The sequence below is a fragment of the Streptomyces sp. NPDC033165 genome (assembly GCF_055577965.1).
In genome coordinates this window covers 1-22,895 of the sequence record NZ_JBVIPK010000018.1, presented here as the reverse complement: position 1 = coordinate 22,895, position 22,895 = coordinate 1, and the positions used below count along the sequence as shown (strand labels likewise).

Sequence of the window (22,895 nt, the reverse complement as noted above, 5' to 3'; positions counted from 1 at the left end):
CCTGCTACTGCTGAGTGGGCTCGCCAGCTGGTGTTGCGGCGTCTCGCCAAGTGAGGGTGACCTCAAAGTTGGCTTCGGTCGCAGCTTTGGCGATCAGCCAGTTTGCAGTGCCATTGACCTTGATGCCGAACTTGAGCTGAACCTCATCCGGCTTCATGGCTGCGACCTGGTCGAGTACGGTGCGTGCCGCCTGCACTGCCGGCTGGACGGCCTCGCGGACTCGAGCAATGGCAGTCTCAGCGCCAACCGGATGGAAGTTGTCGTCGGTCTCGATCTCGAAACCCACGGTGGTCTGCTCGTCCAGTGCGTACGTGACAACCTGCGAAGACATGTGGCCCCCCAAACCATGGATTGATCGATGCTACAGCCCAGGGTGGCACTTGGGGCTCATAGAAGTCACTTGCGTACTGAGGAGCTGACTCCAGTGACGGACTTGGGATTTGGCATCGTAATCCTCGACGTCCGAGGAGCGCAGGCTGGCATTCCTCTTGCGTGAGCGATGCGTGAGCGGACGTCCCGATACGAGCCAGTTCGAATCGGACTGTGTGCCACCAGCCGTCCGCTCTGACCAGGTGATGTCGGACCCGGTGGCACCGTTCGGTACCAGCTAGGCTGCTGCGACCAGGACTTTTAATCCGTTGGTTGTGGGTTCGAGTCCCACACGGCCTACCTTTCGGACCCCGCCCTGGAGTGCCTCCGGGCGGGGTCTGCTGTAGGCGGACGATGCTTCGTATCGCCCCCGCACGGCTCGCAGTTGGAAGAGGCGGCCCACGCTGCCCGGAAAGCCCCGGACGCGCCCTTCGCTGCGATCCTTCTGCTGTGTGCCGAGGAGCGGAGCCGGCCGGCGGAGGCAGGCAGCAGCGGCAGCTGGTCGAGTGCGCTCCCCGTATGCCGTAGAGTGGTGTTTACCGACGCGGGGTGGAGCAGCTCGGTAGCTCGCTGGGCTCATAACCCAGAGGTCGCAGGTTCAAATCCTGTCCCCGCTACTGAAGATGCAGGCCCGGCACGCGCACAGCGTGCCGGGCCTGAGTCGTTTCCGGGGAACAGCACCGACCCGACCGGCCCGGGACGCTTGACCTTGACGCAGCGTAAAGATCTAGCGTTTCCGGCATGGAGTGGTCCATCCAGGAAATCGCCAGAAAAGCCGGCACCACGAGTCGCACGCTCCGGCACTACGGAGACCTCGGTCTCCTCACGCCGAGCCGGATCGGGAGCAACGGCTACCGCTACTACGACCAGGACGCCCTCGTCCGGTTGCAGCGCATTCTGCTGCTGCGGGAGCTCGGGCTGTCGTTGCCCGCCATCAAGGACGTACTGGAGGGGCAGCGGGACACGGCGGTGGCGCTGCGGGCGCACCTGCGGCTGCTCGAACAGGAGCAGGCGCGCATCGGGCGGCAGATCGCCTCGGTGCGGACCACTCTCCACAAGACCCAGGAGGGGATGGAACTCATGGCTGAAGAAGTGTTCGACGGGTTCGACCACACCGTCCACGAGCAGGAGGTGACCGAGCGCTGGGGCCGGAAGGCGTACGAGGAGGGCGACCGGTGGTGGCGTTCGCTCGGGGCGGCGGAGAAGAAGGCGTTCCAGGACGAGCAGGAGGCCATCGCGCGCGACTGGGGCCGGGCCAAGGAGGCCGGGCTCGCGCCGGACAGCGAGGAGGCGCAGGACATCGCGCGGCGGCACTGCGCCTGGCTGGCGACGACGAGGGAGCCGAGCCGTTCGTACGTGATCGGGCTCGCCGAGATGTACGTCGCCGATCCGCGTTTCGCGCGGAACTACGACCGCCACGCGGATGACACCGTCACCCTCGTACGGGACGCGCTGACCGTCTACGCGGAGCGCTCGCTCTCCGACTGAGTCGACTGGGCTGGATGGGCTGGATGGGCGGGATGGCCGGGCCGGGTTGGCCGAGCCGACCGGGCGGGCCTGGGCCGGCTGAGCGGGCCGGGGCGGCCTGGGCCGGCTGAGCGGGCTTGGACTGCCTGGCCGGCCGTCGGCCGTATCGGTCACCGATGGCCGGGTCCTCGTCCGGCTTCCCCCTATTTGGCCGATGAGGAGTCGCCGCCCGGCGCGGCTCCGGGAAGCCTGGACGGGGCGCGGTACCGTCCGCAGCCGTGGGTGGACCGGGCAGGAGTGCACAGGTGGGGTTGGCCGAGAAGCGGCATGGGCGCGTGGCCGGGAGCGCCGGTGGTCTGAGCCGCGCCGTGCTCGGGTCCCCGGACGGGGCGGTGACGCCCGGCGGCAGGGGCACCCGGCGGTTCGTCCGGCTGCTGCCCGCGCTCCTGATCGTCGGCGGGCTGCTGTTCGACTCGTTGGCTCCGCCCAACTTCACCGCCGTTCCCCTGTTCGTGGCGGCGCCGCTGATCGCCGCGCCGTTCTTCTCCCGGTCCCGGACCGTCCGTACCGGCATCGCCTCGTTCCTGTCCGTCATCGCGATGCGGCTCTCCGACGGGACGTCCACCCAGGTGGTCCCGGTCATCGAGACCATCACCGTGCTGACCGCCGCGGTGCTGGCCCTCGTCATCAACGGGGTCGTGCGGCGCAGCAACGAGCAGCTGGCCTCGGCGCGGGTCATCGCGGAGACCGCCATGCGCGCCGTCCTGCCGACACCGGCCGAGCGGATCGGCGGGCTCCACGTGGCCGCGCGGTACGAGGCGGCCCAGGCGGACGAGTTCGTGGGCGGTGACCTGTTCGCCGTCGCGGACACCCCGTACGGCGTCCGTCTGGTCGTCGGCGACGTGCGCGGCAAGGGACTGGGTGCCGTCGAGACGGTGGCGGTGATCATCGGGGCGTTCCGGGAGGCCGCCGAGCAGGAGCGGTCCCTGGAGGGCGTCGCCCAGCGACTGGAGCGGGCGCTGGCGCGGGAGGGGACGCGTCGGTACGGGCTGGACGCCATGGAGGGGTTCATCACCGCCGTACTGGCAGAGATCCCGCCCGGTTCGGCCACCGTGCGGCTGGTCAACCGGGGGCATCCCGAGCCGATCCTGCTGCACGTGGACGGCGCCCTGGAGGTGCTCGCGCCCTCCGTGCCCGCGCTGCCGCTGGGGATGGACCTGGGGGTGTGGCCGGACCGGTCCGACGAGTGGGCGATGCCCGCCGGCGCCACTCTCCTGGCCTTCACCGACGGCCTGTCCGAGGCCCGGGACGCGAACGGGGTCTTCTACGATCCCGCGGCCCGGCTGCGCGGCCGGATCTTCCCCGGCCCCGAGGAGCTGCTGTCGGCGCTGACCGATGACGTACGGCTGCACACCGGGGGGCGGTCCACAGATGACATGGCGCTGCTCGCGGTGGGCCGGCCGGCGGAGGGGCAGCCGGAGCGGCGGACGACGGTGAAGATCGTGGGGCGGGGCGATGGCACGGTACGTAACTGAAGCGCGTCGCTCCGCATAACAATTGACGCAACGTCAGAAAGTGGGGTGTCGCTGAGGTGCGGTCAAGTCGCCTGATTTAGCCCGTTTCTTCCCTGTAAGTCCCCATCGAAGTCGTTAATGATCAGCAGGAACAGCTTGGATTCGGGCCCGTGTGTCTATTAACGTTCGATAACGCAGCGCGGTCGTCCCAGCCGTCGTCAGGACGGCGCCGCGCGCGAGCGCCGAATTCCGCAAGGGAACCGGGGAACCACCTACATGGGGTGAATCGGACGCCTGCGTCTCGTGAGAGACGGAGGGGCCCGTAGGAGACCTTCCTGCTCCGAACCCGTCAGCTAACCCGGTAGGCGAGAAGGAAGGAAAGGAGTGCGCCCACGTGGCGTCCAACAAGCCTGCCCCTGAGGCCCCGTCACCCTTCAGTGCCGACACCTTCGGTGGCGCGGAGCGGTCCGTGGGGGAGTGGAATCCCACCGAGGAGTCCATCCGTCCCGTGCGCGGCAGGCACCGCGTAGCCAAGCAGCGTGGTCTGGCCCGTAGCTCCACCGTCCTCGGGGTCGGCGTCATAGCGGCCGTCGGAGCGGGGGGCATGGCCACCGCTCAGGACAAGGCACCCGTCTCCATCTCTCTTCCCGATTCCATCGCGGACAACCTTCCCGACGCCAAGTCCCTTCCCGGCGTCGGGTCCTTCATGTCGGACGACGTGGAGGCCGCCCCGGTCGCCGCGGCCGCGCCGCTCACCTCCGCGGGGCTCACCAGCGCCGAGGCAGAGCAGGGCGCCACCGACGCGGGCGAGGCCCTGCGCGCCCGGATCCTCCAGCAGGCCGAGCAGCAGCAGGCCAGCGCGGACGCCGAGGCCAAGGCCGCCGCCGAGAAGGCCGCGGCAGAGAAGGCGGCCGTCGAGGCGAAGAAGCAGCAGGACGAGGCCGAGGCCAAGGCCGCCGCCGAGAAGAAGGCGGCGGAGGAAGCGGCGAAGAAGAAGGCGGAGGCCGAGCGCCTCGCCAAGCTCGCCGCCAGCTACTCCCTGCCCACCTCCTCGTACACGGTCACCTCGACCTACGGCCAGTCCGGCGCGCTCTGGTCCTCCGGTCAGCACACCGGCCTCGACCTCGCCGGGGCGACCGGCACGCCGCTCAAGGCCGTGCACAGCGGCACGATCAAGTCGGCCGGCTGGGCCGGTTCGTACGGCTACCGCACGGTGCTCGAACTGGAGGACGGCACCGAGATCTGGTACGCCCACCAGTCCTCGATCGACGTCTCGGCCGGCCAGAAGGTCACTACCGGCGACACCATCGGCCGCATGGGCGCGACCGGCAACGTGACCGGTGTCCACCTCCACCTGGAGGTCCGTACGGCGGGCGGCTCGGCGATGGACCCGATGGCCTGGCTGAACAGCAAGGGCCTCTCCGTCTGAGCCTCCTCCTCACCCCGGAACCCCGGCAGCCCTGACGCACACCCCCCGACGTCAGGGCTGCCGGTACTCGTTTCCGTACCCGGGCCCGTCTGCGTAGGCGTGTGCGTACGCGTAGCCGTGCCCCTGCCCGGGCCCGTATGCGTATCCGTGCCCGTAGCCGGGCGCGTGTCTGTACGCGTACTGCGGGCGGGTCGTCAGGCGGGCGGCCTCGGCGAGGGCCGGGGCCGCGATGTCACGGCGCTGCCAGAGGTGGTGCAGCAGCTCCCGTTCCCGTGCGGCGAAGTCGGCGCCCGCCGCGCCGTGCCGGGCCCGGCGGCGCAGGCCCGCCAGGGACGTCGCGAACGACTCGTACTCCGCGACCGCGCGGGCCGCCGCCCGGCCGCGGAGCCGGTCCCGCTGCCAGTGGCGGGCCAGGTCGCGGGCGATGCCGCGGGCCCGCATCGAGGAGAGCGCCTGCGGTTCGGCGGGGGTGAGCCAGCCCGCCGCCGCGTATGCGGGCAGTTCGGCCGCGAGCGTACGCAGCTCCCGCCGGCGCGAATGGATCGCCAGCCAGGTCACCAGGCCGAACGCCGGGACCATGACGATGCCGTACACCGCGTAGAAGCCGTACGGGCCGAAGGACGCCGAGCCGTTCCACAGGGCGTGCAGGCCCATCGCCAGAAGCAGGCCGAGCAGCGGCAGGGCGATCCGGCGGACCCGGTGGCGGCGGGCGCTGACGGCCGCGAAGCCGAAGCCGAGGCCGGTGAGGACGGTGAACAGGGGGTGCGCGAACGGCGACATCACGATCCGTACGAAGAACGTCCCCACCGTCACCGAGGCGAACCCCGAACTGCCCTGGAGCTGGTCCTCGCCGAAGGCGTTGCCCAGATAGAGGATGTTCTCGGTGAACGCGAAGCCCGTCGCGGTGAACCCGGCGACCACGATCCCGTCCACCACCCCGCTGAACTCCCGTCTGCGGAACACGAAGATGAGCAGCACGGCCGCCGCCTTCGCGCTCTCCTCGACGATGGGGGCGATCACCGTCGCCCCCAGGGTGTCGGCGCTCGCCGGGTCGGCCGTCGCGGTGGCTATCCAGCGCGTCGCGAACGAGTTGGCGATGATCGCGACAAGCGCGGCGGCGCACGCGCCCCAGGCGAAGGAGAACAGCAGATTCCGCCAGGGGCCGGGCTCGACCCGGTCCAGCCAGCGGAACGCCGCCATCAGGAGGGGGACCGGGAGCACCGCCAGGCCGAGGCCGACGAGGAAGCCTTCCGGGCCGGTCTGCTCCCGGACCAGGGCCAGGATCACCAGCCCGCACAGCACGAGCGCCAGGATCACGGCCCCGGCGCGGAACGCCTTGCTGCGCCACACCATGCCGACGCGGCGCGGCCGGTATCGCCCACGGCCACGCTCCGGCACGGCGCCCAGCACCTCGTCGAGCCGCTGCTCGTGGAGGGCCGGAACGGCCGGCCGCGCCTGCTGATGCTGCACGGAAGGGTCGGACACCATTCGACCCTAACGAGGGGCACTGACACCCGGCGATGGCGCATCCGGCCAGGACGTGGCCATATGGCCATCGCGGGCGGTGTGCGTCAGATGCGGGCGAACAGCAGGTCGTGGACGACGTGTCCCTTGTCCAGGCCCTGCCCCTCGAAGCGGGTGAGCGGCCGGAACGCCGGACGCGGGGAGTATCCGCCGTCCGCCGCGGTGTTCTCGAAGCGGGGGTGCGCGGTGAGCACCTCCAGCATCTGCTCGGCGTACGGCTCCCAGTCCGTCGCGCAGTGGACGATCGCGCCGGGCTTCAGCCGGGGGGCGACCAGATCCAGGAACGCGGGCTGGATCAGCCGCCGCTTGTGGTGCCGGGCCTTGGGCCACGGGTCGGGGAAGTAGACCCGCAGGCCGTCGAGGCACTCGGGGGCCAGCATCTCGCGCAGCAGGATGACCGCGTCACCGTTGGCCACTCGTACGTTGGTCGAGCCCGCCTTGTCCGCGAGGCCCAGCAGGTTGCCCTGGCCCGGGGTGTGGACGTCGACGGCGAGGATGCCGGTGCCCGGGTCGTCGGCCGCCATCTGCGCGGTGGCCTCGCCCATGCCGAAGCCGATCTCCAGGACGACGGGCAGCCCGTCGAACAGCTCGTCCAGGTCGAGGACGCGCTTGCCGTCGATGTCGAGACCCCACTTGGGCCACAGTCGCTCCAGGGCGTCCTGCTGGCCGGTCGTGACCCGGCTGCGGCGCGGCTGGAAGCTGCGGATCCGGCGCTCGTGGTGCGAGCCGGCGGGGTCGGCCGCGGGGCCGCCGGGGAAGCGGGGCTCCTGGCGGAGCCTGCGCTGCCGCTCGAAGGAGGCCTCCCGCAGCGCGGCCGCTTCGTCGGCGGTCTCGTCGTCGGCGATCACCTCGTCGGCCGCAGCTTCGGCCGCAGCTTCGGCCTCGGCGGCTGCCACGTCGGCTGCCGTGGAGCCGGTCGCGGGCGCGGTGACGGCGGGCGCGTGCTCGGGCGTCGCGGCCGTGGCTTCGGCGGGCGCACCGGGGGCGGGGTTCAGGGGCTGCTCAGACACAATGCCCCGATTCTACGGCGGGCGGCTTCCACCCCGTTTCCCGTGCCCGGCGCAGCGCCCGCCGCGCGACCTCCCGTCCGATGGGCAGGGACGCCGTCGCCGCTGGTGACGGGGCGTTGAGCACATGGACGGTGTGCGGGGCCTCCCGGATCAGGAAGTCGTCGACCAGCGTGCCGTCCTTGAGCACCGCCTGGGCCCGGACCCCGGCGGGTGACGGGCGCAGGTCCTCCTCGGTCACCGCGGGCAGCAGCCGCTGGACGGCCCGGGTGAAGGCGGACCGGGACAGTGAGCGGTGGACCTCGCCCGCCCCGTAACGCCAGTGCCTGCGGGCGATCTGCCAGGTACCGGGCCAGCTCAGCGTGGACAGCAGTTCGCCGGGGCGCACCACGGGCCAGGCATACCCCTCGCGGGCGAGGGCGGGGACGGCGTTCGGGCCGACGTGGACGGAGCCGTCGAAGCCGCGGGTGAGGTGGACGCCGAGGAAGGGGAAGGCCGGGTCGGGCACCGGGTAGACCAGGCCGCGCACCAGCTCGGGGCGGGCCAGCGCGTAGTACTCGCCCCGGAACGGCACGATCCGCACCCCTGGGTCGTCGCCCGCGAGCCGGGCCACCCGGTCGCAGTGGAGTCCCGCGCAGTTGACCAGGACCCGGGCCCGGACGACCAGGCTCTCGGTGGTGCGCACCGCGACGCCCCAGGGGCGGCGGTCTATGGCGGCGACCTCCGCGCCGTACCGCACGAGGCCGCCGGCGGCGGCGACCTCGGTCGCGAAGCGCGTGGCGACGGCGGTGAAGTCGCAGACGCCCGTCGTGCCGACCCGGATCGCCGCGAGGCCCCGCACCTCGGGTTCGTACTCCGCGATCTGCGCCGGACCCAGCTCCCGCACGGGCAGTCCGTGTTCGCGGCCGCGCTGGACCAGGCCGTGCAGCCGGGGCAGCTCGGAGCGCTCGGTGGCCACGATCAGCTTGCCGGTCACCGCGTGCGCGATGCCGTGCTCCGCGCAGAAGTCCGCCAGCTCGGCGGAGCCGCGGAGCGCGTACCGCGCCTTGAGCGAACCGGGGCGGTAATAGATGCCGCTGTGGATCACGCCGCTGTTGCGGCCGGTCTGGTGGCGGGCGGGGCCGCTCTCCTTCTCCAGGACCGTCACCCGGGTGCCCGGAGCGGACCGCGTGATCGCATACGCGGTCGACAGACCGACGATCCCGCCGCCGATCACCAGCACATCGCAGTCGTACGCCGCGTGCGTCATCATCACGCCACCTCCCACCCCGATAGTGCACTGACCCACTGACAACGGGCTCAAACCCGTCGTGGGCAGGGCGTGGCGCACACTTCGCCCGGGCCGCTCCCCGCTCGGCGTCCCCGCCGGGCCCCGGGCCGACCTGGGACCGGCCCCGGGCCGACCGCTCGGTCCCGGGCCGCTCAGCCCTGGGCCACCAGCAGCGGCCGGGCCCGCTCCCGCAGCTCGGCCACGCGGGGCTCGTCCCCGTACGGTTCCAGGCGGTGCAGCAGGTCGCGGACGTACTCCGTGGTGCGGGCCGAGGAGATCCGTCCGGCCACCTCCACCGCGCGGGTGCCCGCCGCGCAGGCCGCGTCCAGGTTGCCCGACTCCAGCTCGGCGACGGCGGAGACGACGAGCCGCAGTCCGTGGCTGCGGACGAACTCCTCGGTCGGCCGGGACAGGGCCTGTTCGGTGAAGCGGCGGACCTGGCGGGGGGCCTTCAGGTCCCGGTAGCACTCGGCGGCGTCCGCGGCGAACCGGTCGTAGCCGTAGAAGCCGAGCCAGGAGGGGTCGGAGTCGCCCGCCCTGGACCGCTCCAGCCAGCTCTCGGCGCCCTTGAGCGCGGCCCCCGCGGCCGGTGCGTCGCCGGCCTTCGCATGGGCGCGGGCCTCCACCAGCCGGAAGAAGCTCATCGTGCGGGCGGTGGCGAGTCCCCGGTTGCGCTCCACGGCGGCCTGCGCGAGGTCGACCCCTTCGTCGGCGAAGCCGCGGTAGGTCGCCTGGAGGGACATCGAGGCGAGGACATAGCCGCCGAGCGGGACGTCGGCGGCGGCGCGGGCCAGGCGCAGGGCCTGGATGTAGTAGCGCTGGGCGGCCTCCTGCTGGCCGGTGTCGAAGGCCATCCACCCGGCGAGGCGCGTCAGCTCGGCGGCCGCGCCGAACAGGGCCCGGCCGACCTCGTCGGTGTACGAGCCGAGGAGCAGCGGCGCCGCGTCGACGCGTAAGCACTCCGGGACCATGGAGGAACGCCAGTCGCCGCCGCCGTACTTGGAGTCCCAGCGCCGGGCGTCCTGGGCCGCCTCGCGCAGCTTCGTCACATCGCTGTGGCCGACCCGCAGCGGCGAGGCGTCCGCGGACTCCGGGCCGGGCTGTACGGGGACTCCGGGCTGCACAGGGCCCCCGGGCAGTACAGGGCCCCCGGGCTGTACGGGGACTCCCGCCGGTACGGGGAGGCCCGGCTGGACCGGGACTCCCGGTTGCAGGGGAACTCCCGCCTGTACGGGAACGGAGCCGGGCGCGGCCGGGGCGCTCCCGGTGTGGAGGATGTGTGCGCCCCGGCCGTCCGGAGCGGCCCCCGGTGCGCGGGAGCCCGGTCCGTGCGGGGCGTCGGCGGCGCCGCCGCGTGCGCCGGGAGCCGTTGCCTGTGCCGCCGTCGGGTCCCGGGCCACCGACGGATCGGCGGGGGTTATCAGCCAGCGGGAGGCGGGGGTCGCGTACGCGCTCACCGCGAACGAACCGGCCAGCGACTGCCAGATCCCGCCGCCGCCCCGGCGCCCGGCCAGATCCAGTCGGTACAGCTCGGTCGCCGATCTGACCGCCTCGCCCACGTCCCGGGGGAAGGCGAGGCCGACCTCCGGGGCGGGGTCCGCGTCGGCGAGACCGATCTCGTGCAGCGGGACCGGCCGGCCGAGTTTGGCCCCGATCGCCGCCGCGATGAGATGCGGCGCCGCGCCCTGCGGCACCATCCCCTTGGCGACCCACCGGGCCACCGAGGTCTTGTCGTAGCGAAGTGTCAGACCGCGCTGTGCTCCGAGGTCGTTGACCCGCCGGGCGAGCCCGGCGTTACTGATTCCCGCGAGGGCGAGAACTGTGCCGAGTTTCTCGTTCGGCCCGCGTTGCTCCCTGGACATGCGCCACCCCTCGACACACAGACAGCCGCCGCGTCACCGAGGACGGCGCGCGGCATTCGTACCGATGCCTCCCCAGGTTCGAACCCTCGTACTCCGCCTGCACACGCATGTGGCCGAGCCCCGAGGAATATGCCCCCTGTCGAGAACACCAGTCAACACAGCGTAGTTCTCCCTATCCCTACCGTTAAGGGGCAGACGTCCGGATGGCGGGATTGTTGTCCGTGCGGGCGGTGCGGGCGGTCGTGGTGGTGGTGCGCGGACCGGGGCGCGGCGTGCTCCTGGTGTGTGGCCGTGCGCCCGGCCGTGCGCTCTGGCCCGGCCCGCAGCGGAGCGCTTGGCTGGGGCCTGCGTGGGTCGGCCCGCTGCACTGGACTCAGTGGGCTGGGGGATACCGCCGCTCCATTCCCCGCGGGCGGCGGACCGGTCCGGGAGGTGAGGCCCACCTCCCGGACTGTGCGTGAGAGGGGGCGCCGAGGGGGCGCGGCACGGTTATGCGCGCGTGGTGGCGTCTCAGGAGAATGGCCGAATAGCGACGGTCCGGTGAGGGCTTGGCCAACGATCAGACTATGGCCGGATATCGACGCTGTTTCCGGGCGGCGTCGGCCCGTTCCCTTCCCTCGGGAGCGCGCCTTGGGCGGCGCCGGGGTGCCGCCTCGCCCGTCGGGTCCGACAGGTCGCAACTCCCGGAACATACAGTTCCGTTGCTGTGCTCGCCGTGAAGGTCGCAGTGAAGTCGCGGTGAGGCGGGGCGAAGTCGTGACGCGGGCCGCGCCGGGCCTTTGCCAGGGGCGCATGCTCTTCCGGCGTGCGCTGCCCGTACCCCCTCTCGTGCGGCGTTGTCGTGGCAGCATGTCCGCAGCGGCGTTTCGTTCATGCAGGTGCGCCGTTTGTCCACAGCCTGTGGAGGCGGCGATGCGTTGGTTGGTGGGATGGAGCAGTATCGCCGCGAGCTTCGGCACCGTCGGCGCGGTCGGAAACAGCGGTGAGGGGCGCACGGTTCACCCCGTGGGCTCCCAACTCCTCTGGGGAGACCCGGATCCGCTGTGGGCGGTCGGCGACTGGCGCCCCGACGAGATCCGCGTCATCGGCGTCGCGACCCCCGAGGGCGCGCCCACCGCCCGTCTCGCCGTCCTCGGCTGCTGCGGGGCCACCGACGAGCAGCTGCGCGTCGGCCTCCTCGCCGCGCGCGGCGGTGCGATGCGCCATCTCACCGCCTGGCCCGGCAGTTACACCGCCGTCGTGCAGATCGGCCGCCGCATCACCGTCGCGGGCGACCTGGCCGGAGCCCGGCCCGTCTTCCACACCCCCTGGGCGGGCGGCACCGCCTACGCCACCGCCGCCCTGCCGCTCGCCGACCTCATCGAGGCCCAGCTCGACATCGGGCACCTCGCCGCCCTGCTCGCCTGCCCGGAAACCCCCGAGGCCCTCGGCGACGGCACGCCCTACGCCGGCGTGAAGAGGGTCCCGCCCGGTCACGCGCTCATCCTGCGGGAGGGCTCGCGGGAGATCACCGGTTACGAAGCCGTCGCCTCGCTCGCCGTCGCCGCACCCCAGGCCGACCCGGTGCACGCGGTGGAGGGCGTACGGGACGCGCTCGTCGAAGCGGTACGCGCCCGGCTCACGGCCCCGCGCCACGCACCGGGAACCCTGCCGCCGGACCCGGGGCCGGTCCCGGGCATGGGCCCCGCCGACCGCCGCGCGGCCCGCGGAGCCCCGGTGGCGGGGATCGGCGCCGACCTCTCCGGAGGCAGCGCCTCCGCCACCCTGGCCCTGCTCGCCGCCGGGCTGCCCGGACTGCCCGGCACCCTCCTCGGCCACGGCACCGGCGCTGGGGAGCGGCTGCTCGCCGTCACCTTCAACGACCTCACCACCCGTGGCAACGAGGACGAGATGGAGCGGGCCCGCGCCATCGCCGCCAACCCGCGCCTGCACCACGTGGTCGTCGCGGCGGGCGAAGAGGCCCTGCCGTACGCCTCGTTGGGGACCGGCCCGCTCACCGACGAACCGGCCCCCTGCCTCGTCCTCGCAGAGCGCCACCGCCGCCGCCTCTCCGCGGGCAGCGCCGACCACCTCGTCGGGCACGGGGCCCGGCAGGTCCTGGACGCGCACCCGGCCCGCCTCGCCGACCTCCTGCTGGACCGGCGCCGCCGCCACCTCCTGCGCCCCGTCGCCGCCCTCACCAAGGCCGAAGGCCCCACGGCGCACTCCCTGTTCGTCCCGCTGACGGTCTACCGCGCCGCCCGCCGCCTGGCCCGTACGTCCTACCGCACCGGCCTGGAGTACGCCGCCGGACTTCTGCCCGACGCCAACCGCTACGCCCCCGACCTCGCCACCCCCGCCGACGCCTCCCTCGCCGCCCTCGCCTGGTCGCGCCCGGGGCCCGCGGCGCGCTGGCTGACGGGGGAGGCGCTGGCCGAAGTATCGGTTCGCCTCCAGGAGGCGGCGATCCGGCCCACCTCCGTGCAGCGCCCCGGTGAGGCCCGGGCCCGCGCGGCCCTGGCCCGGGGAGCGGCCGACCACCGCATCCTGGAGCAGGCCGCGGAGATCCGCAGCCAGCGCCTGCACGCCCCGTTCCTCGACAACCAGGTCGTCCGGGCGGCCCGCGCCCTGCCCGAGTCCCTCCGCGTCCAGCCCGGCGCACGGGCCGCGATCCTGCGCCGGGTGCTCGGCGGGGCGGGCATCCAGGACCTGCCGCCCGGCTGGGGCACGCCCTCCCAGGCCACCTCCACCGCGGTCACCCGCACCGGCCTGCGCACCGCGCTGCCCGAGCTGATGGCCCTGTTCGACGCCCCGCTGCTCGCGGACGCGGGCCTGGTCGAGGCGCGCGTGGTCCGCAAGGCCCTGCGCGCCGCGTCCGAGGGGGAGCCGCTGCCGCTGGACGGCCTGGCGGACCTGGCCTCCACGGAGTTGTGGCTGCGCCGACTGGTGACCCGCCGGGGCACCTGCTGGACGGGCACGGCGGCCCCGCGCCAGCGCGCGGTGGCGGGCGGAGTGATCCCGGCCAGGCGTACGCTCCAGCCCTGACCGGAACACCCCGCTGGGGAGATCCGGACGGGGAGCCTCAGGCGCAGCTGATCCGGGACTCCGCCCAGTCGGCCAACGCCACTCCGCCGAACGGTGAGTCCGGCTCCACGACGAGCCGGAACGAGGACTGCCCGGCGAGGGAGACGCTCACCGGGACGGCGGGCTCGCCACCCCGCATCACGGGGGAGCGCCACAGCCGCGCCCCGTCCCCGTCGAACACGGAGAAGCGGACCGCGCCGAGCCCCATCGTCAGGTCGTCGACCCCGACCATGGCGTCGTAGCGCGTGCACGGGCGGTTCAGCCGGATGGTCACCGATGACTGGGCGTGCACGGTCACCCCGTGGGCGTACCGCGTGGAGGCGATCGCCACGTTCGTCCGCTGCCAGACCCAACTGCTCCGGCCCATCTCCACTTCCGGCTCGGCGTGGGCGCCGAACAGCGAGTACGCCAGCTCGCTGACCTGGTACACCTCCGGGGCAGGCGGGGGCGGCGGCGGCTTCGGGGCCGGGGTGGGCTTCGGGGAGGGCGGCGGGCTCGGCGCGGGCGGCGCGGGTTTCGACGGCGTGGGGCGGGGCGTCGGAGCCGCCGCGGACGGTGTCGGCTCGGGGGGTGCGGGCGCGGGCGGCACGGGGGCGGGGGGCGGCTCAGGAGCGGGCTTCGGGGACGGTGGCGGGGGCTCCGGGGAGGGCACCGCGGGCGCCACGGCCGGGGGCTTCGCCACCGGCTTGGGCTCCGGCTTCGGCTGGTCGTCGCCGATGAGCGCCCACACCAGACCGGCCGCCGCGGCAACGGCCACCGCGGCGGCGATGCCGGCCTTGGCGGGCGCGCCGAGCCCCTCGGAGACCGCGGCCCCGCCGACGGCACCGCCGGAGGAGCCGGAGCCGGTCGCCGCCGCTGCGGCCCCCGCTCCGGCGGCCCCGGCGGTGCCGCCCGCCACGATGCCCGCGGCCTTGAGCGAATACCCGGCGGCGAACCAACCGATGACCGCGATGGGCAGCAGCGCCGGGATTCCGGCGTTCACATGCTCCAGCTCGCCCGCGGCCACCCGGCACTTGGCGCACTCGTCCAGATGCTTGCGCAGACCGCGCTCGGCGCGCATCCTCAGCCCGCCCCGGGCGTAGGCACCGAGCCGGTCGGCGTGCTGCGCGCAGTCCCCGCCGGTGGTGAGCGCCTGGCTGACATGGGCCTGGAGATACGCCTGCTTGAGTCCTTCGCGGGCCCGGCTGGCCAGGACGGCGGTGGCGTTGGCTGTGAGGCCGAACAGCGGGGCGATCTCGCTCGGCGACTCCTCCTCGACCGTGGTGTGCCACAGGACCGCCTGCCAGCGCTCCGGCAGGCTCCGGAACGCCTGCATGGCCATCGACTGCTCGGCCTCGTGCATCGCCAGCACATCGGCGCCCAGGTCGAGGGTGTCGTCGTCCGAGAGCTCGAAGGAGCGGGCGGCCTGCGTGGCGAACACCGCGAAGTCGTCGACCAGCTGCTCCCGCCTGGCGCTCTTCGTCCAGGCGGCCGCGACATGGCGCACGGCGGTCATCAGGTAGGCCCGGACCGCTTCCTGCGGCCCCTTTCCGCCCCGTACGGCCTGGAGGGTGCGGGCGAACACCTCGGCCGTCAGGTCGTCGGCGGTGTGGGCGTCCCGGCAACAGCTGCGGGCGTAGCGGAGCACGGCGGCCGAATGCCGCCGGAACAGCTCCTCGTAGGCCTGGTCGTCGCCGCTGCGCATGCCCTCGATCAACTGGGCGTCGGACAGCCCGAGACCGGCCGACCCGCTGCGGCCCTCACGCTGCTGCGGAACCGCGTGCGCGCCGACTCCAGGACCGGCTCCCGCGCCGACTGCGCCGGAGGTGTCGTCCTCGGCGACGGCGGGCCAGGGCCCGGGCAGAACGGTGCCGCCGTCGGCCTCACCGTCCGAACCGTCCGACGGACCACGTCCAGCCTGGGCCGGCACCTGCCCGGCGGACAGCCCGTCGGCCTTCGTGCCCCCGCCGACCGAAGCGATCTCGTCGAGCGGCTCTTCCTGCTGCTCGTTACCGCTCATCGCGGAAGCCCCCGTATACACCCTCGGACCCGAATACCGGCCAAGACTGCCACATGGCTCAATCGCGCTGGCCCTATCTGTCCCGCCAACCACTCATCCGGGGCGCTCTCTCGAACGCGAGTGCTGATGTCCCCCCTTTCGGGGAATGCTTGCCTGCTGATGTGCCTCTCGCCTGCCGAAGTACCTCTCGGTGAGAGCCCGCCCGGCCCGCCCGGCCGACACTGCCGACAAGGCGGACCGACGCGGACGAGCACGTTGGCGCAGGCGAGCACGTATTGGCGCAGGCGAGCACGTAAGGGAGCAGCGGACGGTCAAGCTCCGGCCGTCACGCCGGCCGCGACCGCAGCCCCTCCAGCAGGATGTCCAGCAGCCGGGCCGAAGCCGCGGCCTGCTGGGCGGCGTCCGGCAGGGAGGGGGCGGCCGTGGCGATGACCAGCAGCACATCGGCCACCGTCACATCCCGGCGCAGCTCACCCGACTCCCGGGCCCGGTCGACCAGTCGGCCCACGACCTCCAGCAGCTCGACCGAGCCCGTCTCCTCACCGAGGCCGTCGAGTCCGTCGAGCCCGTCGACGCCGGCGCTGCGTCGGCCGACCACACGCTGGTCGCTCTGGCCCACGCCCTGCCGCTGCTGCGGAACCCGGGTCTCGTCCGTCTCGCCCGGCACTGGCCCAGCGGCCGCCGGTATGCCCGGCTCGTCCACGTCGACCCCGACCCGCAGCACCTGCGGCGGCAGCAGCCTGCCCGCCCCCGAAGCCACGGAGGTCCGCAGGAAGCGGGAGAGCGCCGACCAGGGCTCCTCCTCCTGCCCCAGGGCCGTACGTGCCTGCTCGGTCAGCCGGGAGGTCTCCTCCTCGGCTATCCGCCGCACCAGCACGTCCTTGCTCGGGAACCGCCGGTAGACGGTGCCCACGCCGACGCGGGCGCGACGGGCCACGTCCTCCATCGGGGCGCCGTAACCCAGCTCCCCGAACACCTCACGCGCCGCGCGCAGCACGTGCTCCAGATTGCGCTGCGCGTCCACGCGCAGCGGGGCCGAACGCGGCGCGCTCGCGGTGCCCGAGGCCGTCGGCCCGTTCGCCGTCAGGCCGGCCGCCGGTCCCGCAACTCCCGGTCCCGCAGCGGCCGATTCCATCGCCGCCGCGCTCACCGCGGCGGCGGAGCGGACCGTGTCCGCCGAGCTCATGACGCCGAGCGCTCCCACGGAACCCAGACGCCCGTGGTTCTCGGACGCGTGCGAGAGCGCAGCCTGGCCATGCGAATCCTGAATATGCATAACTTCCCCCGGTTATGACGTCTCCCCCCGGAGACTTCCCCGTCGTATCAGCCGGGGAGCGGAGCACAACGAAATCCGCACCCGACACCCCGACGGGTTACGAACATAGTTGAGCCCGGGTCAATTCAGAAGGGGGTAGTTCCGCATGAGGTGCCGCCCGATCGGAGCAAGTGCCCGTCCTGCCCCGGTCACCCTCCGTCCAACGGCCTTGTGCGTAGCATCTGACCTGCGCGGCTGTCGGATCGCACGCCGCACGGGCCGTGCCGGCCGCTCAGTGTCCTCCGGTCACACAATCTGTCGGGGCTGTGGACAAACCACTGACTCCGTTGCGTCATGGGGTGGTGATGGCTCCAGATTCCCGGGGGACGACCCCCGGCACCCGGCCAGGTGTGCGCATTCTCGTCGTCGGCGGCGGCTACGTCGGGATGTACACAGCGCTGCGTCTCCAACGGAAGTTGAAGCAGAGACTGAAGAGCGGCGACGCCGAGATCGTGGTCGTCACCCCCGAGCCGTACATGACGTACCAGCCGTTCCTCCCCGAAGCGGCCGCCGGTTCGATCTCGCCGCGCCATGTGGTCGTGCCGCTGCGCCGCGTCCTGGACCACTGCACGATCGTCATCGGTGAGGCCCGGAGTATCGACCACGCCAAGCGGACCGCGACCGTCACCACCCTCGCCACGCAGGAGGACGGCACCGGAGCCCTGGAGATCTCCTACGACGAGATCGTCATCGCCCCCGGGTCCGTTTCGCGCACCCTGCCCGTCCCCGGCCTCGCCGACTTCGGCATCGGTTTCAAGACCGTCGAAGAGGCCATCGGGCTGCGCAACCACGTCATCGAACAGATGGACATCGCCTCCGCCACCCGCGATCCCGCGATCCGAGACGCGGCGCTCACCTTCGTCTTCGTCGGCGGCGGCTACGCGGGCGTGGAAGCGCTGGCCGAACTGGAGGACATGGCCCGCTACACCGCGCGCTACTACCACAACATCAAGCCCGCGGACCTGAAATGGGTCCTGGTCGAGGCCTCCGGGCGCATCCTCCCCGAAGTCGGCGAAGCCATGGGCGCGTACGCCATCGGCGAGCTGCGCGGGCGCAACATCGACGTACGCCTCGACACCCGGCTCGACACCTGCGAGGGCCGCGTCGCCGTCCTCAGCGACGGTTCCCGCTTCCCCACCCGTACCCTCGTGTGGACCGCGGGCGTCAAACCGGCCCCGCTCCTCGCCGCCACCGGCCTGCCCCTGACCGAACGCGGACGCCTGCGCTGCACCGCCACCCTCGGCGTCGAGGGCATGCCGCACGCCTGGGCCGCCGGTGACGCCGCCGCCGTACCCGACCTGACCGCCGCCGAACCGGGCCGGGAGACCGCCCCCAACGCCCAGCACGCGGTGCGCCAGGCGAAGGTCCTCGCCGACAACGTCCTCGCGACAGTCGAGGGACGCCCGCTGAAGGAATACCGCCACGCGTACGCGGGATCGGTCGCCTCCCTGGGCCTGCACAAAGGCGTCGCCCACGTCTACGGTCGCAAGCTCAAGGGCTACCCCGCCTGGCTGATGCACCGTACGTACCACCTCAGCCGGGTGCCGACGTTCAACCGGAAGGCACGCGTCCTGGCCGAATGGACCTTGGCCGGACTCTTCAAACGCGAGATCGTCTCCCTCGGCTCGCTGGAACACCCGCGCGCCGAGTTCGAACTCGCGGCGGGCGGCGGAACCGACCCCGGCACGCCACCACGCACCGGCCCCGACCGCCCGAAGGGCTGACGGAGAGCCGGACCGAGGGATGAATCGGGCATGAATTCGAGATGCGAACGACGGTCGGGCAGGCCGTTGGGCGGCAACTGTCAGTACGGTCGGTCACACTGGACGTGTGACCATAGGTGGGCCCACACCTGCACAGAGTGACCCGGCCGGCAGTGACCAACAGTGACCAGCAGCGACGCACCAACAGCACGACGAGGCCCGGCTGCGCCTTCCCGGGGGTCCGGCCCCCGGTGCCCCCGAACCCGGCAGAAGAAGCAGCCCGCCCGAGCGGACCAGACCGACACACGAGGCCAGAAATTCCGTGAACTTCACGCGTTGGAGCGCCCGCCTTCCCGGAACGCAGCGCCGAGCTGCCGCGCGGGACGACCGTAATTCCGTACCGGCGGCCCGGGCCGAATACGCCCGGCAGGAAGGCGTGCCCCGCCCGCCGGACGGCGCCACGCCCGAACCGCCCGGTACGGACGGGCCGCCGGCCCTCCCCGGCCCCGCCCTGGACGACCTCTCGGCCCGCGAGATCCTCGGCCGGCTCCCCGCCCCGGTCGCCCTGCTGCACGGCCCGGACCACCGCGTCGCCTACGTCAACGGGGCGTACGAGACCGCGTTCGGCACCCGCCCGTCCGGCGTCCCCGCGGCCGAGGCCATGCCCGAGCTCGCCGAGCTCAGCGTGCTTCCCCTGCTCGACCAGGTCCTGCGCAGCGGCACCCCCCGCACCGTCAAGTCCCGCAGGACCGCCGAGGGCGGCTCGTACACGGTGACCTGCACCCCGGTGGCCGCCTGGGACAGCTCGGAGGACACCCAGGGCTGGGGCGAGGGAGGCGTCCTCGTCCACGCGGCCGACGTCACCGACCACGCCGAGGCCGCCGAACGCCTGCGCACCAGCGAGCGCCGCCACCGCGAAACGGCCGTCACCCTCCAGCGCTCCCTGCTCCCGCAGGAGCTGGAGCAGCCCGACGACCTGCGCATCGCCGCCACCTACCAGCCCGGCGGCACGGACGCGGCCGTGGGCGGCGACTGGTACGACGTCATCACCCTCGGCGCGGGCCGCACCGCCCTGGTGATCGGTGACGTGATGGGCCGGGGCGTCCGGGCCGCAGCCGTGATGGGCCAGCTCCGCACAGCGGTCCGCGCCTACGCCCGGCTCGACCTCCCGCCGCACGAGGTGATCCAGCTGCTGGACGGCCTCGCCGCCGAGATCGACGCCACCCAGATCGCCACCTGTGTCTACGCCGTCCATGACCCGAACGAGGGACAGCTCGTCTACGCGTCCGCGGGCCACCTCCCGATCCTCGTCCGCGACGAGGACGGCACGGTCCAGCGCGCCGCCGAACCCACCGGCCCCCCGCTCGGCACCGGCGGCTGGGTCCACACCTCGGGCACCATCGCGCTGCCGCCCGGCTCCACCGCTGTCCTCTATACGGACGGCCTGGTCGAACGCCGCAGCGAGGACATCGACGAGGGGGTGGCCTCCCTCGCCCGCGCCCTCTCCGGCGCCAAGGGATCACCGCAGGTGGTCTGCGACCGGCTGATCCGCTCCCTCGGAGTGACCGCCGAGCACGACGACGACGTGGCGGTCCTGGTGGTCCAGCACCCCGCCCGTACGGGGACGGACGCGGAGCTGTTCCACAATGCCGCGCTCGACCTCCTCGGCGGCATCGAGGCGACCCCGCGCGCCCGCGCCTTCGCCACCGGGGTCCTGACCTCCTGGCGCTTCCCGGTCGAGCTCCGCGACCTCGGCGTCCTCGCCGCCAGCGAACTGGTCGCGAACTCCCTCCAGCACGGCACCCCGCCGATGCGTCTGGGCCTGCGCCGCACGGACCGGCGGCTGATCATCGAGGTGACCGACGGCGACGACCACCTGCCGCGCCGCCGCCAGGCCGAACCGGCGGACGAGGCGGGACGCGGCATCGAGATCATCGCGTCGATCGCCGCGTCGTGGGGCAGTCGGCGCACACCGGGCGGCGGCAAAGCGGTCTGGTGCGAGTTCGCCCTGCCCCGCTGAGGTGCTGCGCCGCTTCCGGGCTCAGCGACCCGCAGCGGCCGGCGCGGGCGTGGCGGCCGGAGCAGCACCCTCGGGCCGCGACACGGCCACCACCCGCGAGGGGACATCGGCCAGCGACGGCTGGTCCTGTACGGGGGTGAGCCGGCGCCCCAGCCGCAGCGCGAGCACCGTGATGCCCAGCGAGAACAGCACGAACGTCACGATGTACGGGCCGTGCAGCGACGCCCCCATCGGCCCGCCGACAGCAGGACCGACCGCGAGCGCGAGCTGCTTGCACAGGGCGAAGGCCGAGTTGTACTGCCCGACCATCGACTCCGGCGCCAGATCGGCGACCAGCGGCGCCACGGTCGGCGACAGCATCGCCTCACCCAGCCCGAAGAGCGCGTACGTCGAGATGAACGCGGCCGTCGCCATGGCCTGGCTGCCGTGCCCGAGTCCCGCGTACCCCGCCACGATCCAGGCGAAGGCCCAGATGAGGCCGACCGCCGCGATGACCCGGCTGCGCCGCCGCCGCTCCACGAGCCGCAGGACGACGAACTGGGCGATGACGATGACAGCGGTGTTGGCGGCCAGGGCGAAGCCGAGCGTCGAGGGCTCGATCCCGGCGGCCTCGGTGCCGTACGCGGCAAGGCCGGACTCGAACTGCCCGTAGCAGGCGAAGAACAGCACGAACCCCAGCACACACAGCTGGATCATGGCCCGGTGCGAGAGCAGGGCCCGCAGACCGCCGTCCTTCGTGGCGGAGCCGTCCGTCGGCCGAGCGCCGCCGAGGGAGACCGTACGGGGCATCCGCACGCTGGCGACGACGACGCCGAGCACCACGAACATCCCGGCCTCGATCAGGAAGAGCATGGTGAAGCTCGCCGGACGGCTCACGTCCACGAGCTGCCCGCCGACGAGCCCGCCGAGGCCGAGCCCCAGGTTCTGCAGGAAGAACTGCATGGCGAAGGCCCGCGTACGGGTCGCGGGGCTGGAGCACCATACGAGCATCGTGGCCAGGGCGGGCTGCATGACGGCGGTGCCCGCACCCAGGACCGCGGCGGCCAGCACGGCGGCCGGGACGCTGCTCGCGTACCCCAGGGCGGCGGCGCCGACAGCGGCCAGACCGGAGGCCACCACCAGCACGGGCAGCGGGCCCCGCCGGTCGATGGCCCGCCCGGTGAACGGCAGAACGGCCAGCGCTGCCATCGCGAAGACCGCCAGCACGACTCCAGCCGTACCGGCGCCCAGATTCCGTACCTGCGCCACGTAGACGTACAGATACGGAACGGTGAACCCGAGTCCGAACGCGCTCAGCGCGCTGCCCAGCTGGATCCGCCGCAGCGCTGCGCCCATCTCCCTGGTCACACTCACCTACCTCAAGATCTCGAAGGAATCAGACTCGAAGACTTTAGCACTAAAGTTAGAAGGTGAAAACTTCACCTCGAAGGACTTCAAAGCTGGCGAGGGCGTGCCATACTGCCCGCCATGTCTGAGAGCACCGAGGAGCCCGGCCCCGACGAGCCGAGCCTCGACGAACAGATCGCCGCCTATCAGCGCGAGTTCCGCGACCTCGACCCCCAGGTCGAACAGGTCGTCTCCGCGCTGGGCCGCCTGAACCGCCGTATGAACGTCGCGTACGGGAGGCAGGTCGCCACCCTCGGCATCAGCAACGCCGAGTGGGAGGTCCTCAAGACCCTTGTCCTGTCGGGCGCCCCCTACCGCCTCGGCCCCGGCGAACTGGCGAAGCGGCTCGGTCTCACCCCGGCCGCCATGACCCACCGCATCGACCGGATGGCAGGCGAGGGCCTGGTCACCCGGGACCGCGACGAGAACAACCGGGTCCGCGTCATCGTCGAACTGACCGACGAGGGCCGTACGAAGTGGCTTGAGGCGATGCGCATGTCGAGCGACTTCGAGGAGGACCTCCTCCAAGACCTGTCCGACGCCGAGCGCGGAGTCCTCGGCGAGCTCCTGGTCCGCCTCCTGCGCCGTGTGGAGCACGCCCAGCCGGACGCCGGCGGCCGCCTCACCGACCTGGACTGAGGACCCCTGCGGGCCACGACGGATGACCACCGGCGGTGGGTTGACACCCCCCTGGTGGATCCGTAAAGTTCTCCGAGTTGTCACGGAGCCGGAACGGTTCCGCGGCAGCCGATCCCGCCGCGAAAGCGGCAACCAAACTCAGCACGACCTCCCACTCGGGATGATTTCGGCATGCCGGAATTCATTGCGAAGGCCCGATTATGAGCCGCCGGGAGAATCCGCTAGAGTTTGAGCGTCGGAACGGCCCAACAGCCGGGAAGACAAACCCCGCTGACTGGGAATCAGGCCCGAAAGGATCTGATAGAGTCGGACTCGCCGGAAAGGGAAA

15 protein-coding genes, 1 tRNA gene and 1 riboswitch are annotated in these 22,895 nt (G+C 72.7%); of the genes, 8 read left to right on the top strand and 8 right to left on the bottom strand.

The window, feature by feature from the left end; genetic code table 11:
- Positions 1-4: 4 nt before the first annotated feature.
- Positions 5-331: a CU044_2847 family protein gene (locus tag ACZ5WC_RS29785; RefSeq protein ID WP_319152579.1), complete on the bottom strand. Its 327-nt coding sequence runs from the start codon at positions 329-331 to the stop codon at positions 5-7.
- A 581-nt stretch (positions 332-912) separates the two neighbouring features.
- Between ACZ5WC_RS29785 and ACZ5WC_RS29780 the strand changes: the two genes are divergently transcribed.
- From ACZ5WC_RS29780 to ACZ5WC_RS29765, 4 genes are all read left to right on the top strand, one after another.
- A tRNA-Met gene (locus ACZ5WC_RS29780) sits at positions 913-986 on the top strand.
- 124 nt (positions 987-1,110) lie between these two features.
- Positions 1,111-1,857: a MerR family transcriptional regulator gene (locus ACZ5WC_RS29775; protein WP_468543724.1), complete on the top strand. Its 747-nt coding sequence runs from the start codon at positions 1,111-1,113 to the stop codon at positions 1,855-1,857.
- Between the two features lie 290 nt (positions 1,858-2,147).
- Positions 2,148-3,371 (top strand): PP2C family protein-serine/threonine phosphatase, encoded by a 1,224-nt coding sequence (locus ACZ5WC_RS29770; RefSeq protein WP_468543798.1) that lies wholly within the window; start codon positions 2,148-2,150, stop codon positions 3,369-3,371.
- 209 nt (positions 3,372-3,580) lie between these two features.
- Positions 3,581-3,733: riboswitch (cyclic di-AMP (ydaO/yuaA leader) on the top strand.
- Between the two features lie 11 nt (positions 3,734-3,744).
- The gene (locus ACZ5WC_RS29765; protein ID WP_468543723.1) at positions 3,745-4,779 is read left to right on the top strand and encodes a M23 family metallopeptidase; all 1,035 of its coding nucleotides are present in this window, start codon (positions 3,745-3,747) and stop codon (positions 4,777-4,779) included.
- Between the two features lie 51 nt (positions 4,780-4,830).
- Here ACZ5WC_RS29765 and ACZ5WC_RS29760 read toward each other — a convergent pair whose 3' ends face one another.
- The 4 genes from ACZ5WC_RS29760 to ACZ5WC_RS29745 all read right to left on the bottom strand — a co-directional run bounded on the left by ACZ5WC_RS29760 (position 4,831) and on the right by ACZ5WC_RS29745 (position 10,442).
- Complete coding sequence (locus ACZ5WC_RS29760) at positions 4,831-6,264, bottom strand: PrsW family intramembrane metalloprotease (RefSeq protein ID WP_468543722.1); 1,434 nt, start codon at positions 6,262-6,264, stop codon at positions 4,831-4,833.
- An 86-nt stretch (positions 6,265-6,350) separates the two neighbouring features.
- Positions 6,351-7,313 (bottom strand): tRNA (guanosine(46)-N7)-methyltransferase TrmB, encoded by a 963-nt coding sequence (trmB, locus tag ACZ5WC_RS29755; protein ID WP_468543721.1) that lies wholly within the window; start codon positions 7,311-7,313, stop codon positions 6,351-6,353.
- Positions 7,306-8,562, bottom strand: a complete 1,257-nt coding sequence (gene lhgO / locus ACZ5WC_RS29750; RefSeq protein WP_468543720.1) for an L-2-hydroxyglutarate oxidase — start codon at positions 8,560-8,562, stop codon at positions 7,306-7,308. Before lhgO ends, trmB begins: the two co-directional genes overlap by 8 nt.
- A gap of 170 nt (positions 8,563-8,732) precedes the next feature.
- Positions 8,733-10,442 (bottom strand): sporulation protein, encoded by a 1,710-nt coding sequence (locus ACZ5WC_RS29745; RefSeq protein WP_468543719.1) that lies wholly within the window; start codon positions 10,440-10,442, stop codon positions 8,733-8,735.
- Positions 10,443-11,354: 912 nt separating this feature from the next.
- On the opposite strand from ACZ5WC_RS29745, the gene ACZ5WC_RS29740 reads away from it, so the two are divergent.
- A complete protein-coding gene (locus ACZ5WC_RS29740; protein WP_468543718.1) occupies positions 11,355-13,466 on the top strand; it encodes an asparagine synthase-related protein in 2,112 nt (703 codons plus the stop codon).
- Positions 13,467-13,503: 37 nt separating this feature from the next.
- Here the strand turns inward: ACZ5WC_RS29740 and ACZ5WC_RS29735 are convergent, their stop codons facing one another.
- Positions 13,504-15,504 carry a sigma-70 family RNA polymerase sigma factor gene (locus ACZ5WC_RS29735; RefSeq protein ID WP_468543717.1) on the bottom strand — a complete coding sequence of 667 codons (2,001 nt, stop codon included), beginning with the start codon at positions 15,502-15,504 and terminating at the stop codon, positions 13,504-13,506.
- Positions 15,505-15,829: 325 nt separating this feature from the next.
- Positions 15,830-16,780, bottom strand: a complete 951-nt coding sequence (locus ACZ5WC_RS29730; RefSeq protein ID WP_468543716.1) for a TetR/AcrR family transcriptional regulator — start codon at positions 16,778-16,780, stop codon at positions 15,830-15,832.
- A gap of 425 nt (positions 16,781-17,205) precedes the next feature.
- On the opposite strand from ACZ5WC_RS29730, the gene ACZ5WC_RS29725 reads away from it, so the two are divergent.
- Complete coding sequence (locus ACZ5WC_RS29725) at positions 17,206-18,543, top strand: NAD(P)/FAD-dependent oxidoreductase (protein WP_468543797.1); 1,338 nt, start codon at positions 17,206-17,208, stop codon at positions 18,541-18,543.
- Positions 18,544-18,844: 301 nt separating this feature from the next.
- On the top strand, positions 18,845-20,542 hold the full coding sequence (locus ACZ5WC_RS29720; protein WP_468543715.1) for an ATP-binding SpoIIE family protein phosphatase: 1,698 nt from the start codon (positions 18,845-18,847) through the stop codon (positions 20,540-20,542).
- A gap of 21 nt (positions 20,543-20,563) precedes the next feature.
- On the opposite strand, the gene ACZ5WC_RS29715 is transcribed toward ACZ5WC_RS29720, so the two are convergent.
- On the bottom strand, positions 20,564-21,877 hold the full coding sequence (locus ACZ5WC_RS29715) for an MFS transporter (protein WP_468543796.1): 1,314 nt from the start codon (positions 21,875-21,877) through the stop codon (positions 20,564-20,566).
- A 132-nt stretch (positions 21,878-22,009) separates the two neighbouring features.
- Between ACZ5WC_RS29715 and ACZ5WC_RS29710 the strand changes: the two genes are divergently transcribed.
- The gene (locus ACZ5WC_RS29710; RefSeq protein ID WP_468543714.1) at positions 22,010-22,567 is read left to right on the top strand and encodes a MarR family winged helix-turn-helix transcriptional regulator; all 558 of its coding nucleotides are present in this window, start codon (positions 22,010-22,012) and stop codon (positions 22,565-22,567) included.
- Positions 22,568-22,895 lie beyond the last annotated feature (328 nt).

What these genes read in the sequence shown, in the direction of transcription:
- ACZ5WC_RS29785 (WP_319152579.1), bottom strand. Translation starts at nt 331, where the DNA reads ATGTCTTCGCAGGTTGTCACGTACGCACTGGACGAGCAGACCACCGTG.
- ACZ5WC_RS29730 (WP_468543716.1), bottom strand. Translation starts at nt 16,780, where the DNA reads ATGCATATTCAGGATTCGCATGGCCAGGCTGCGCTCTCGCACGCGTCC.
- lhgO (WP_468543720.1), bottom strand. Translation starts at nt 8,562, where the DNA reads ATGATGACGCACGCGGCGTACGACTGCGATGTGCTGGTGATCGGCGGC.
- ACZ5WC_RS29715 (WP_468543796.1), bottom strand. Translation starts at nt 21,877, where the DNA reads ATGGGCGCAGCGCTGCGGCGGATCCAGCTGGGCAGCGCGCTGAGCGCG.
- ACZ5WC_RS29740 (WP_468543718.1), top strand. Translation starts at nt 11,355, where the DNA reads ATGCGTTGGTTGGTGGGATGGAGCAGTATCGCCGCGAGCTTCGGCACC.
- ACZ5WC_RS29775 (WP_468543724.1), top strand. Translation starts at nt 1,111, where the DNA reads ATGGAGTGGTCCATCCAGGAAATCGCCAGAAAAGCCGGCACCACGAGT.
- ACZ5WC_RS29710 (WP_468543714.1), top strand. Translation starts at nt 22,010, where the DNA reads ATGTCTGAGAGCACCGAGGAGCCCGGCCCCGACGAGCCGAGCCTCGAC.
- ACZ5WC_RS29745 (WP_468543719.1), bottom strand. Translation starts at nt 10,442, where the DNA reads ATGTCCAGGGAGCAACGCGGGCCGAACGAGAAACTCGGCACAGTTCTC.
- ACZ5WC_RS29725 (WP_468543797.1), top strand. Translation starts at nt 17,206, where the DNA reads ATGTACACAGCGCTGCGTCTCCAACGGAAGTTGAAGCAGAGACTGAAG.
- ACZ5WC_RS29735 (WP_468543717.1), bottom strand. Translation starts at nt 15,504, where the DNA reads ATGAGCGGTAACGAGCAGCAGGAAGAGCCGCTCGACGAGATCGCTTCG.